General features: G+C 67.1%; 10 protein-coding genes. 5 read left to right on the top strand and 5 right to left on the bottom strand.

Features of this window, described 5'->3' with window-relative positions; all coding sequences use genetic code 11:
* Positions 1 to 9: 9 nt before the first annotated feature.
* The 3 genes from AB3K92_RS16830 to AB3K92_RS16820 form a co-directional block, all read right to left on the bottom strand.
* Positions 10 to 753: a transporter gene (locus AB3K92_RS16830; RefSeq protein WP_048022477.1), complete on the bottom strand. Its 744-nt coding sequence runs from the start codon at positions 751 to 753 to the stop codon at positions 10 to 12.
* Positions 754 to 829: 76 nt separating this feature from the next.
* On the bottom strand, positions 830 to 3,595 hold the full coding sequence (gene mgtA, locus AB3K92_RS16825) for a magnesium-translocating P-type ATPase (protein ID WP_081052774.1): 2,766 nt from the start codon (positions 3,593 to 3,595) through the stop codon (positions 830 to 832).
* Positions 3,596 to 4,310: 715 nt separating this feature from the next.
* Positions 4,311 to 5,972, bottom strand: coding sequence for a S8 family peptidase (locus AB3K92_RS16820; protein ID WP_369465461.1), 1,662 nt, complete (start codon positions 5,970 to 5,972; stop codon positions 4,311 to 4,313).
* A 421-nt stretch (positions 5,973 to 6,393) separates the two neighbouring features.
* Between AB3K92_RS16820 and AB3K92_RS16815 the strand changes: the two genes are divergently transcribed.
* Positions 6,394 to 7,290 carry a glutamate/aspartate ABC transporter substrate-binding protein gene (locus AB3K92_RS16815; RefSeq protein ID WP_059488076.1) on the top strand — a complete coding sequence of 299 codons (897 nt, stop codon included), beginning with the start codon at positions 6,394 to 6,396 and terminating at the stop codon, positions 7,288 to 7,290.
* 100 nt (positions 7,291 to 7,390) lie between these two features.
* Here the strand turns inward: AB3K92_RS16815 and AB3K92_RS16810 are convergent, their stop codons facing one another.
* Complete coding sequence (locus AB3K92_RS16810) at positions 7,391 to 7,930, bottom strand: hypothetical protein (RefSeq protein WP_060324247.1); 540 nt, start codon at positions 7,928 to 7,930, stop codon at positions 7,391 to 7,393.
* 297 nt (positions 7,931 to 8,227) lie between these two features.
* On the opposite strand from AB3K92_RS16810, the gene AB3K92_RS16805 reads away from it, so the two are divergent.
* Positions 8,228 to 9,481: a multidrug effflux MFS transporter gene (locus AB3K92_RS16805; protein ID WP_059488072.1), complete on the top strand. Its 1,254-nt coding sequence runs from the start codon at positions 8,228 to 8,230 to the stop codon at positions 9,479 to 9,481.
* A gap of 21 nt (positions 9,482 to 9,502) precedes the next feature.
* Positions 9,503 to 10,024 carry a GNAT family N-acetyltransferase gene (locus AB3K92_RS16800; protein ID WP_369465460.1) on the top strand — a complete coding sequence of 174 codons (522 nt, stop codon included), beginning with the start codon at positions 9,503 to 9,505 and terminating at the stop codon, positions 10,022 to 10,024.
* 52 nt (positions 10,025 to 10,076) lie between these two features.
* Here AB3K92_RS16800 and AB3K92_RS16795 read toward each other — a convergent pair whose 3' ends face one another.
* A complete protein-coding gene (locus AB3K92_RS16795) occupies positions 10,077 to 10,766 on the bottom strand; it encodes a hypothetical protein (protein ID WP_369465459.1) in 690 nt (229 codons plus the stop codon).
* A 290-nt stretch (positions 10,767 to 11,056) separates the two neighbouring features.
* On the opposite strand from AB3K92_RS16795, the gene AB3K92_RS16790 reads away from it, so the two are divergent.
* Positions 11,057 to 12,493, top strand: coding sequence for a YgcG family protein (locus AB3K92_RS16790; protein ID WP_369465458.1), 1,437 nt, complete (start codon positions 11,057 to 11,059; stop codon positions 12,491 to 12,493).
* A gap of 81 nt (positions 12,494 to 12,574) precedes the next feature.
* Entirely contained in the window at positions 12,575 to 13,201 is a 627-nt protein-coding gene (locus tag AB3K92_RS16785) for a LemA family protein (protein ID WP_091919921.1), read from the top strand.
* Positions 13,202 to 13,244 lie beyond the last annotated feature (43 nt).

The following is a 13,244-nucleotide window of genomic DNA, read 5'->3' as shown; positions in this document are numbered from 1 at the left end:
ACCTGCGTGTCACCAGCGCGCCGTCACGCCGCCCATCACCGAATGACGATAGGTCTGGTCGTTCAGCCCGCGCCGGTAGCCGATGTCGAGATCGAGCCACGGCTTCGGCGAATAGATCGCGCCCGCGATCGCGAATGCGGGATTCGCGCCGGCGCCGCGCTCCGTGTTGCGCGACGTGCCGATGTCGGCCACGATCTGCAGCTTGTCGGTCGCCTTGTAGATCGCCGCGCCCGACACGGCCCAGATCGACGTCAGGTCGCCCTGGCGATTCGGCTGGTAAGTGAGGCCCGCATTCGCAAGCAGCGAGAAGCGAGCGATGTCGGCCTGCGCGAGCAGCGTCGCGCCGGTGCCGACGCGGCCGGTGCCGAGCCCGCGGCCGTCGTTGCCGGTCGGCATCGTCACCTTCGGTTTCAGCGCGAGCGACAGCGGCCCGCGTTCGACGAAGCGCCATTTCATGCCGATCTCGACATCGCCGATTCCCGCGCCGTTCTCGTCGGTCCGTGTTTGCAGATGCGTATAAGGCGCGTTGACGTAGAGGTCGACGTGTTCGCCGAACCCGCGCGTGAGCGTCGCGTTCCATAGCTGGTGGCGGCCGTTTTCTTCCTGCTTCGAGGTTTCCTCGCCGTTGAACTCGAACTGCCAGTTCGCATTGCCCTGCGTGCCCGTATCGTCGCTGACGAGCGGGTGAGCCGGATAGGCGTCGAATGGTGCGAGGAGTGCGCTCGCGGCGGCGAGCGGAAGGATTCTTTTCATCAGATTACCGATAGAGCGTCGTGAAAGGCCGGCCCGCGCGCGTTGCGCGGGCCGGTACATCGTCATCCGAACGGAATCAGAACCACTGCTTGTAGCGGCGCACGTAGATCGTCTTGACGATCTGCGCGAGCAGGATATAGCCGACCATCGTCGCGGCGAGCCACAGCCAGAAGGTGCCCGGCAGGTGCATGAAGCCGAGCGACTCCGCGAACGGCGAGAACGGCAGCCAGCAGCCGATCGCGATCGCGGTGAACGTCGACAGCAGCACCGGCAGCGCGGCCGTGCTCTGCAGGAACGGGATCTTCTGCGTGCGCAGCAGGTGCACGACGAGCGTCTGCGACACGAGGCTCTCGATGAACCAGCCGGAGTTCATCACGATCTGGCCGCCCGAACCGCCGTTCAGGTGATACATCGCACCCGCGCCGAATACCGTCCACATCAGGATGTACGTCGTGATGTCGAACACCGACGACGTCGGCCCGACCCACAGCATGAAGCGGCTGATGTTGCCGGCTTCCCACTTGCGCGGCTTCTTCAGGAACTCGGGGTCCATCTTGTCCCACGGCAGCAGCATCTGCGACGTGTCGTAGATCAGGTTCAGCACGAGCAGCTGCGTCGCGAGCATCGGCTCCCACGGCAGGAACGCGCTGGCGACGAGCACCGAGAACACGTTGCCGAAGTTCGAGCTCGCGGTCATGTTCAGGTACTTCAGGATGTTGCCGAACGTCTCGCGGCCCTTGATCACGCCTTCCTCGAGCACCATCAGGCTCTTTTCGAGCAGGATGATGTCGGCGGTTTCCTTCGCGATGTCGGCGCCGCTGTCGACCGAGATGCCGACGTCGGCGTCGCGCAGCGCGGGGGCGTCGTTGATGCCGTCGCCGAGGAAGCCGACCGTGTGGCCGTTCGCCTGCAGCGCCTTGACGATGCGAGCCTTCTGCAGCGGCGTCAGTTTCGCGAACACCGTCGTGCGTTCGACGACCTGCGCGAGCGTCGCGTCGTCGAGCGCTTCGATCTCCGTGCCGAGGATCGGCTTGCCGGGTTCGAGGCCGACCTGGCGGCATACCTTCATCGTGACGATCGGGTTGTCGCCCGTCAGCACCTTCACCGCGACACCGTTTTCGCGCAGCGCGGCGAGTGCCGGCGCAGCCGATTCCTTCGGCGGGTCGAGGAAGGTCAGGAAGCCGCGCACGACGAGGTCGTGTTCGTCGGCGGTGCGGTACTGCTCGCGCTCGTCGCCGCGCGGGATCGTGCGCGTCGCGAGCACGAGCACGCGGAAACCGTCCTCGTTGTACGCGCTGGCCTGTTCGAGCAGCCGCTTGCGCGCGACGAAGTCGAGCGGACGCACGCCGTCTTCATCCTGCACGTGCGTGGAGACGGCCAGCATCTCCTCGACCGCGCCCTTGCAGATCAGCAGGTGCGTGCCGCGCGTATCCTCGACGACGACCGACAGGCGACGCCGGACGAAGTCGAACGGCAGTTCGTCGATCTTCTTGTAGCCCTGCGGCTTCACGCGCTCGCCGATCTCGTCGGCACGTGCGACGACCGCGATGTCGATCAGGTTCTTCTGGCCGCTCTGGTGGAAGCTGTTCAGCCAGCCGAGCCGCAGGATGTCCTCGTTCTTGTGGCCCGACAGGTCGAGGTGATGCTCGAGGATGATCTTGTCCTGCGTGAGCGTGCCGGTCTTGTCGGTGCACAGCACGTCCATCGCGCCGAAGTTCTGCACCGAGTTCAGGCGTTTCACGACGACCTTGCGGCGCGCCATCGCGACCGCGCCGCGCGCGAGGTTCGCGCTGACGATCATCGGCAGCATCTCGGGCGTGAGGCCCACGGCCACCGCGAGCGCGAACGTGAGCGCGCTCAGCCAGTCGCCCTTGGTCAGCCCGTTGATCATGAACACGATCGGCACCATCACGAACATGAACTTGATCAGCAGCCAGCTCACGCTTGCGACGCCGCGGTCGAAGCTCGTCTCGATGCGCTTGTGGCTCACGACGTTGCGCGCGAGCGAGCCGAAGTACGTATCTTCGCCGGTCGCGACGACGACGGCCGTCGCCGTGCCGCTGACGACGTTGGTGCCCATGAAGCAGACGTTCTCGAGGTCGAGCAGCGATGCCGATGCGTCGTTCGCCGCACCGTCCGCGGGCGAGCTCGCGGATTTGCCGGCCACCGCGCCGAGCGTGTCGTATTTCTCGACGGGCAGCGCTTCGCCGGTCAGCACGGCCTGGCTGATGAACAGGTCGCGCGATGCGAGCAGGCGCACGTCCGCCGGGATCATGTCGCCGGCCGACAGGTGCACGATGTCGCCGGTCACGACTTCGCGCATCGGCACTTCACGGCGCGCCGGCTCGGACGTATCGGTCACGGAACGCTGCACGGTGGCCGTCGTGCGGACCATCGCCTTCAGCTTCTCGGCCGCGCGCAGCGAGCGGAATTCCTGCACGAAGCGCAGCAGCGCGCTGATCGTGACCATCGTCAGCAGGATCGTCATGCCGACGTAGTCGCGATCGTCGGGTGCGGCGAACCAGACGTCGGTGAAGAAGCTGATGGCGGCCAGCACCAGCAGCACGTAGACGAACGGGTTGTGGAAGGAAAGCAGCAGCTGGCGCGTCCAGTGCGGCGGCTTGTCGTGCGCGATTTCGTTCGGGCCGTAGTGCTGCAGGCGATCGGCGGCCTGGTCGTAGGTGAGGCCGCGCGTGCTGGTATGCAGCGCCTTCAGCGTGTCTTCGAGCGGACGGGCCGCTTCCTGCGCGACGCGCATGATGCGCGGTTCGTTCTGCTGGCCGGCGCCGGTCTTGATGAAGCCGCGCTGTTTCTTCTGCGAGGTGTTGTGTCGTGTCGTCATGAGTCGCTCCTTGCGCACGAGGCGGCGGGCGGGGAGCGACCGTGACGTTATCGACGCACGAGCGCTCCCCGCCGCGTCGCGTCAGGCGCGATCGGCTGTGGATCGGTGATGGATGGAACGCTCGCCGGCGCGTGCGGCGCAGCCGGAGGGGCGATGCGCAGCGTCGCACCGGCGAGCGGTAATCGACTACTGTCGTCTGAGTTCATCTGCACTCCTGTCGGTTGCGGATAGGCGGCACGGGCGATCGGCAGCCGCGCACGCACGAGGGCGCGCGGCCGGACGGCACGCGAACGGAGGGCGCACGCGGCTGGCGCCGCGCGCAACACGAACGCACACGCGCGACGGCGCGTCGCGTGCATTCGACAACATCGAAAATTCGGCGGGAGATCCGGCCCGTGGTCAGGCTGGAAAGACGCCGCATCCTGCTTCCCGGGATGCGGCAGAAGACGAGGCTCTGCGCGTTTTCCTCAGGCAGCAGTCAAGTTGGTCAAGCACCAACTACAACTCGCATCGGTGTTCACAGAACACTCCATGTAATTTGACGGGAGCGATGGTAATGGCTCGCTGTGCGAAGCGTCAACCCTTTTGTCAGGTGTTATTTCGAGATGCGTAATCGGGGTGACGTGTGCGCGGCGCGGCCCCGGATTGCCGCGAATGAAACGGCCGCGCGCATGCGTGATCGGCATGCGCGCGGCCGCGTGGAAGCAGGGGCGGGTTACTGGCCCGCTGCCGCGATGGCGGCCCCTGCGTCGACAATGCCCGAGCCAGCCGGCATCGCGGTGCACGACGTGCCGGCCGCGAGCTTGGTCGTGCGCGCGCCGCCTTGCAGCTTCTGCTGGATCTGCGCGGGCGTGAGGTTGCCGTTCACCGACAGCATCAGCGCGGCGACGCCCGACACCTGCGGCGTCGCGAGGCTGGTGCCGTTCGCGAGGCCGTAGGTGTCCGAGCCCGGCGTCGTGGTGCCGGTGTTCGACGTCGACAGGATGTTGACGCCCGGCGCGCTCAGCGAGACATCGGCGCCGAAGTTGCTGAACGACGCACGGCGGCCCGTCGCGTCGGTGGCGCCGACGCTGATTACGCCACGGCAGTTCGCGGGCTGGTCGAGCCCGGTCGACAGGCCGTCGTTGCCGGCCGCGACGACGACGGTCACGCCCTTCGCGGTCACGTCGTCGATCGCCTGCTGGAACGTCGTGCTGCATGCGCCGACGCCGCCGAGGCTCAGGTTGATGACCTTCGCGGGGCGCGGGTTCGTCGGCACGCCGTTCACCGCAATGCCGGCTGCCCAGCGCATCCCGTCGGCGATGTCGCTCGTCACGCCGCCGCACTTGCCGAGCACGCGCACCGGCAGGATCTGGCCGAGCCACGACACGCCGGCGATGCCGGTGCCGTTGTTGGCGGTCGCGCCAATCACGCCCATCACGCGCGTGCCGTGCCAGCTGCTGTCGCTCGGCTGGCTCGCGCAGTGATAGTACGGGCCGTTTGCGTTGTCGAGTTCCTGTTGCGTGACCCAGTCGCCCGGATCGGTCGCGTCAGGGTTGCGCGTCAGGCCGTTGTTGCTGGTGTTGACGTTGCTGATGAAGCTGTAGCCGGACAGCAGGTTGCCCATGAGGTCGGCATGCGGCCGGTAGCCGGTGTCGAGCACGGCCGTGACGACGGTCGGCGAACCCTTGGTCACGTTCCAGGCGGGCGGCAGGTCGATGCCGGCGGTCGGGTCGGACAGGTACCACTGCTGGTTGTAGAGCGGATCGCTCGGCGTGTCGCGGATCTGCATCGGGTGATCCGGTTCCGCGTAGTCGACGTCCGAATCGGCCGCGAATGCCTGCGCGAGCGCGGCTGCGTCGGTGGCGGCCATGCGCTGGCCGAGCGACAGCACGGCCGCGCCGTTCGAGATCGTCCGTTCGACCTGCACGTTCACCGGGGCTTGCCCGACCGTGCTCGCATAGGCACGTGCACTGCCGGCGACCGGTGCCGTCCAGCGCGTCATCGAGCGCTGGATGACCGCGTCGAGCCGCGTCCCGTTGTCGATGGCCGCCATCGCGCGCGTGGCCGTCAGCGTCTTCAGCTTGACGATCAGGTGATCGATCGGCGCTTCTGCCGGTGCGGCCTGCGCCGCCATCTGCACGGCGGCCTGCTGCGTCGCGCATGCATTGCTACCGGCCGAGGCGGGCGGGGTCGTCGGTGTGCCGGGAGCGGGCGTCGGGGCGGGGGCAGGTGCCGGTGCCGGTGCCGCGTTGGAAGAAGACGGGTTGCTGCCGTCGCCGCCGCCTCCGCCGCCGCAACCGGCGAGGGGCAGGAGGGCGGCGGCAGACAGCATGCCGGCGAGCATGCGCGCATGTGCGGAGCGCGCCAGCGCAAGATTGAAACGCTTGGTTCTCATGTTGAAACTCGATCCTCGTAGATAACCGTCGTGCCGGCGGTGGCGCTGGTCCGGCTGACCCGGACCTTGTCGTTTTTGTCTGGCGGCCGCGGCAAGCTTGCTGCGACGCGCCATGCACTGGGTAACGGCTGGCGCGGCGGCTTCTTGAGTGCGTTTCACGAGAAAAACCGGGGCTGGCGCAAACGATTACGTTGCCGCGTCGCAGCATGAACACGTGTTTGGAACGTGTGGCACAGAAGGCGGGGCGAGCCCGCGTGCGGCCGGTCGGGCGAAATGTGCGGCACGGGCCGGTTTGCGCGGCACGGCAAACGTCTTTCAATGCGCGGCCACGGTGGAAGGTTGCTTACGCTTTCCCTGATGCGACGCGAATTTTGTCGGGCGTAGGATCGCGATTCGATCAACGTTTCGTCAGGAGAAAAGCATGGATCGCCGCTTAGGCTGGCTGGCCGTCGCGCTGTCCTGTGCGCTGGCGGGTACCGCGCACGCGCAGGCCCTCACCGGCACGCTGAAGAAGATCAAGGACACGGGCGTCGTGTCGCTCGGCATTCGTGAGTCGTCGGTGCCGTTCTCGTATTCGGACAACCAGCAGAAGAACATCGGCTATTCGCGCGACATCGCATCGCGCATCGTCGACCAGCTGAAGACGGAATTGAACCTGCCGAATCTCTCGGTGAAGGAGATCCCGATCACGTCGCAGAACCGGATTCCGCTGCTGCAGAACGGGACGATCGATTTCGAATGCGGATCGACGACGAACACGCTCGAACGGCAGAAGCAGGCCGCGTTCTCGAACAGCATCTTTCTTTATGGGATCCGCTTCAGCACGCGCAAGGATTCGGGCGTGAAGGATTTCGCGGACCTGGCCGGCAAGACGGTCGCGACGACGGCCGGCACGTCGGACGAGCGCCTGCTGCGCAAGCTCAACGAAGAGAAGGCGATGAACATGACGATCATCAGCGCCAAGGATCACGCCGAAGCGTTCATGAACGTCACGACCGGGCGCGCGGTGGCGTTCGTGATGGACGAGCCGTTGCTGTACGGCGAGATCGCGAAGGACCGCAACCCGGGCGCGTACACGGTGACGGGCACGCCGCTGGTTCACGAGAATTACGCGTGCATGATGCGCAGGGACGATCCGGCGTTCAAGCGCGTGGTCGACGGCGTGATCGCGAAGATGCAGACGTCGGGCGCGGCCGAGAAGCTCTACGACCAATGGTTCATGCAGCCGATCCCGCCGAAGGGCGTGAGCCTCAACTATCCGCTGTCGGCGGAGATGAAGCAGCTGTTCAGGAATCCGACGGATCAGGCGCAGTATTGATCGCCGCGTCGTGACGGTATCGCACCACAAATGAAAAACCGCCGGCACATGCCGGCGGTTTCGCTTTGCAGCCCGGTCGCTCGTGCGCCGGAAGTGCTCGTCAGGCCTTGATTTCAGGCCCGCGCGCGGCCGGCCGTGCCGGCGCTGCCGGGGCAGGTGCGATCGAACGCGCCGAAGGTTGCGCCGGCACGATCACGACGACCGGTTCCGGCATCGCCCACGCCGGTATCGCGAACCCGACGGGCTGCGGCATCGGCATCGCGAACGCGTTGGCGAGCGCGATGTGCTGCAGCGCCATCATCTGCTGCTGCATCGCGACCATCTGCGCCTGCGCCGCCTGCATCCGGTACTGCGCGGCCTGTATTTGCCGCAACGCCGCCGCGGGCGGCATGCCGCCCGACGACGACGTCTGCATCTCGAAGCCCGCGCCGCCTTGCGGGCTGTGCCAGCTCCACGTGCTGACCTTCATCGGGCCGACCGCGGTCTGGACGACGCGCGTTTCGGCTTTCACGGGCACGGCCTGCCCGTCGACATTGACGAACATCGGTTGGGCAGCGGCCGCCGCGCCGTCCTGCCCGGCCAGGGCGAACAGAGGCACCAGCGCCAGCGCGCCCGCCGCCATATACGAACGGAATCGCATCTTCGTATCTCCATCAAACGAGACTGATCGAGTCAACAATGACGTGCGGCTCACGGAGTGAGCCATCCGAGACAATGCGGCCCTCGGCTTAAATCAATATTAAAACCGCGTCCGGCTGGGCCGGCTAACGCATTTCAGGGCGAGCCGCAATCGGCATTCAACCTCGTCCACGCCAGGGGAATCCGGCGGCACGACGCGACAACGGGCACAATACGGCATTCGCCACGACCGCACGCATGTTCGACTTTCGAACATTGACGGTGCGGCACTGCCGCCCCGATCTCTTTCCCAGTCGTCATGACCGCCACGCCCATTCCCGCGCGCGAGTCGAACTCGCCGCGTTTCCTGTTGTTCCTGATCTGCCTGTTCGCGTCCGCCGGCCAGCTCGCGATCGACATCTACGTGCCCGCGCTGCCCGACATGGCACGTTCGTTCGCGACCACGCCGCAGGCGATCCAGTCGAGCGTGTCCGGCTACATGGCCGCCTACGCGCTCGGCCAGCTCATCTTCGGGCCGGTCGCCGACGCATACGGGCGCAAGCGCGTGCTGGCGTTCGGGCTCGTGATCTACACGATCGGGTGCCTGCTGTCGCTCGGCGCGCAGAACCTGGAGACGTTCGTGCTGGCGCGCTGCCTGCAGGGTTTCGGGATCGCGACCACCAACCTGCTCGCGAAGGCGATCATCACCGATTCGTTCTCCGGCCAGGCGCTGATGCACGCGTTCACGTACATGTCGATCGCGTGGGGGCTCGCGCCGATCATCGCGCCGGTGATCGGCGCGCACCTGCAGGAATGGTTCGGCTGGCGCGCGTGCCTCGTGTTCCTGCTGGTGTACTCGCTGGTGATGTGGGCGCTGCTGTGGCGATACCGCGAAACCTTGCCGAAGCCGGTGCATCTCGAGCCGCGCACGCTGATGACGAACGCGGGCAAGGTGCTGGCGAGCCCGGTGTTCCAGAGCTGCTTCCTCGCCCAGGGGCTGTGCTACAGCATCCTGCTGGTGTTCAACATCGTCGGGCCGTTCATGGTGCAGACCACGCTGCACAAGCCGCCGACCTTCTTCGGTTATCTCGCGCTCGGCATCGGGCTCATGTATTTCCTCGGCGGGCTGTCGAACCGCATTCACGGGCGCGGGCTGCCGAGTGCCGAGCAACGGCTGCGTATCGGCGCGCGCGTGATGGCGGGGGCGTCGGTCGCGATGCTGGTGCTGGCGCTGACCGTCGGGCTGCGCGTATGGACGCTCGCGACGCCGGTGCTCGTGATGGGTTTCTGCGCGGGCGCGATGTACCCGACGCTGATGGCCAAGGGCAATTCGCTGTTTCCGCATATCGCCGGCCTGACGAGCGCGATCCTCGGATGCGCGCTGCTGCTCGTGTCGTCCGCGATGATGGGGCTGGCCGGTTTCGTGTCGATCCATGTCCTGACGCCGCTCGCGGTCTTCTTCGTCGCGCTGTCCTGCATCGTCGTGTGGATGGTCACCAAGCTGCTGCGGTACCTGTCGCAGCAGCAGGCCCAGGCCGCGCCCGTCGCGTGCGGGCGTGGGGAGGCCGCGTAAATGCCGCCTGTCGACTGCCCCATGAACCCGATCCTGCTGAACCGCGTCGCCCGAACCGATGCCGCCGACCTGATCGCCGCCAATCGCGCGAGCCGGAACCATCATCTGCCGTGGGTCGACTCGTTCACCGACCAGGCGGGATTCGACCAGTGGTTCGGGCGCTGCCTGACGGGGCCGAACGTCGGCTTCGTCGCGCGCGAGCGCACGTCCGGGGCGGTGGTCGGCGTGGTGAACCTCAACGAGATCGTCGGCGGCGTGTTCCAGAGCGCGTATCTCGGGTACTACGGGATGGTGGCGTTCAGCCGCAAGGGGCTGATGACCGACGCCATGCGCGCGGCGATCGGCGTCGCGTTCGGCGAACTCGGGCTGCATCGGCTCGAAGCGAACATCCAGCCGGGCAACCATGCGTCGATTGCGCTGGTTCGGCGGCTCGGCTTCACGAAAGAGGGGTTTTCTCCGCGTTATCTGCGCATCGACGGCGCATGGCGCGACCACGAACGGTGGGCGCTGCTGGCCGACGACGCGCCCGAAGCGTGCGCCTGACGCGCGATACCGGGCAGTAGCGGGCGACCTTCTTCCCGCCGCCGGCCGCCTGTCAAAGCGGATGCGCCGCGCCGGCCTGCGTGAGCAGCGTAACCGCGGCCGGATCCGGCATCCCGTTCGTGTCGATCGCGCCGGCTTTCGCGAGCGCGACGAGATCGCTGTCGACACCCGGTTGCCCGACCGTGAACGACGTGGTCAGGAACGCCGGCGCCGTGAGCGTGACCGAATAGCGCTGCTGCAGGCTCGTCACCACGGCCGATTGCGCGGCCTGTACGGTGTTCGGGCTGTTCATCGCCTGCTGGTAGCGCGGATTGCCCTGGAAATTGCCGATCAATGCGGCGGTGTTCGTGCCGAGCTGGGCGGCGAGATAGGCCAGCATCAGCTCTGTCTCGGGCGTCGTATTGAACGTACCGCCCGCGTACGCGAGCGAATGCAGGCTCGTGCCGCCCGACGTCACGGTGACGACGCACGGCAGCGCGGCATTGACCGTCACGCGGTAGTTGCCACCGCCGTCCGTCAGCGTCGTCGCCGAGCCCGTCACGCAGCTGACCGTCACCTGCGCGCTCGCGAGCGCGTCGCCCGTCGCGGCCGTGCCCGACAGCGCGACGGTTTGCGTGTTGTTGTTGAAGCAGACATCCACGCCGAAGCAGGCATCGCCGTTGCACGCCTGAAGCGCTGCGAGGGTGGCGACGCAGAGCGTGCCCAGCGCGGGGCGGATGAAACGCCTGGGGTGCAGGTTCATGGTCGCTGGCCTTGAGGAGAGTGGGGCAACCGGTAGGCGCCGACGGTGCGGTGCCGTTCACATTCTATGTCCCGAAGCGGGGCGCTGCTTGCCCGTTTCGTTCGCCTGGCCGGCCTGCGGCCGGACGCGGCCTGGCGACGAGCGCGTCGTGCAGCGGCACGCTGAAATGACGAGATCCGGAAGTCGGCCGGAAACCTTTCAGTTCCTTTCACAATTGGTTATGCTGCGGGACGATTAAAAACGACGAGAGAACGTGCCGTTCCCGATGGAGCCGGCGCGCCGTTTCCGACATGAATTCGAAACGACAGACGGGCCGGCCGTGCGCGCCGGGCGGCAAGGGCGATCCGGTATCGCGGGCAGGCACGGCCCGAACCGGCATTCGGCACACACGCGGCACCAAGGGCGTGACCGGCAGGTCCGGCTTCCGGAAGGCCACTGCGTTGCTCGCGGGCGCGATCCTGCTGTTCGGCGGCACGGCCATCGCGGCGCCGGCGGAAGAAGGCGGCGTTGCCGTCGCGGCGTCCATGGCCGCCACGTTTTCCACCCCGGCCCGGTCGGCCTGCACACACGTGGCCGCCGCGGCAGCCTATCCGGTCGCCCCGAAGCCGGAAGCCGCGCCGCCGTTGCAAGGCCGCGTGACGGACACGACGGGCGTGCTGAGCGCGGCCTGCGCCTCCGAGCTGACCGACCGCCTCGCCGCGCTCGAACAACGGCTCGGCGTACAGGTCGCGATCCTGCTGGTCGGGTCGACCGGGCAATCGACGATCGAACAGTTTGCGACCACCGTGTTCGACCAATGGAAACTCGGCAAGGCCGAGGTCAACAACGGCCTGCTGCTCGTCGCCGCGCTCAACGACCATACCGTGCGGATCGAAGTCGGCTACGGGCTCGAAGGCACGATTCCGGACATCGTCGCGGGCCGGATCGTTCGTGAGCGGATCGTGCCGGCATTCCGCGAGAACCGCATTGAAGCCGGCATCAGCGATGCGCTGGACGCGCTGACGCACGAAATGATGCCGGCCGACGTCGCCGCGCCGGAGCAGCCCGCACCCGCCACGGCGCTCGACGGGCGCGACGAAGCATACGAAACGGCCGCGGCGACCGCGGCGAGCGCGACGAATTCCGCGAACCCGCCGCCCCGCGACGCGCGAGCCGGCGGCGAAAAAAAACAGTCGAATGGCCTGCCCGAGCGGAAACGCCCGAACGCGGGCGGCGTGCGGTTCTGGTTCCTGCTCGGGGTTGCCAATGTCGTGCTCGGCGTGGTCGCGCAATGGCGCAAGCTGCGCCGCAGGGTGGCGCTCCTGGCCGCCTGGCTCGTGGCGGCCGTCGTGCCGGTCGTGATGCTGCCGGTCGGCGCGATCTTCAACGGCAATCTCGAAGCCATGCTGGGCGCCGCGGCGTTCGTTCCGGCGGCCGCCGGTGTCGGGCCGTGCCTGCTCGGCATCAACCTGTTCCTGTCGGCGCGCGTGCGCAAAATCACCGCGATCGTGGGCGGGACGCTGTTCATGATCGTCGCGATCGGGCGCGAAATGGACTATTCGGTCGGGGAAGTGCTGTCCGGCATCTTCGGCGTGCTGTGCGTACTCGCCGTGATCTGGGCGAAGCTGACGGGCGGCGGCTCGTCTTCGTCGTCATCCTCGTCCGGCTCCCGGTCGCCATCGAGTTCCGATTCGTTCCGCGGCGGCGGCGGGTCGAGCGGCGGTGGCGGCGCATCGGGCCGCTGGTAGCGTCCGCGCGCAGCCTGCCTGCGCACCTGATTCCTTTCACCTGCCGCTCCACCCGGAGCGTTCAACCGGAAACAACCCATGATGAAATGGTTTCGAATCCTGCTCGTGTGTTGCGTGCTGGCTCCGCTCGCGGGGTGCGGCTACAACGCGATCCAGTCGTCCGACGAGGACATCAATGCCGCATGGTCCGAAGTGCTGAACCAGTATCAGCGCCGCGCGGACCTCGTGCCGAATCTCGCCGCGTCGGTGAAGGGCTACGCGTCGCACGAGGCGCGCGTGTTGACCGAGGTGGCATCGGCCCGTGCGCGCGTGGGCAGCGTGCAGATGACGCCGGAGATGGCGAAGGACCCGGCCGCGCTTGCGGCGTTCGACCAGCGGCAGGGCGAGCTGTCCGGGGCGCTGAGCCGGCTGATGGTGGTGTCCGAGCGTTATCCGGAGCTGAAGGCGAACGAAGCGTTCCGCGACCTGCAGACTCAGCTCGAAGGCACGGAAAACCGCATCGCGGTCGCGCGCGGCCGTTACATCAAGACGGTGCAGCACTACAACGTGCAGATTCGCCAGTTCCCGGGCGTCGTGATCGCGAAGATCTTCGGCTACCAGCCGCGCCCGAATTTCAGCGTCGCGAACGAAGCGGCGGTTTCGACCGCGCCGGCACTCGATTTCTCCGCGCAGCCGCAGCCGGCGAAGGCAAACGCGGCCGGCGAGTAAGGTCTGAGCGTCAGGTCGGAGCGTCAGATCTGAACGTCAGGTC

Origin of the sequence: Burkholderia sp. Bmkn7 (assembly GCF_041103175.1) — a bacterium.
GTDB classification, from domain to species: Bacteria; Pseudomonadota; Gammaproteobacteria; order Burkholderiales; family Burkholderiaceae; genus Burkholderia; species Burkholderia cepacia.
This window is presented reverse-complemented; position numbering and strand designations above follow the sequence as displayed.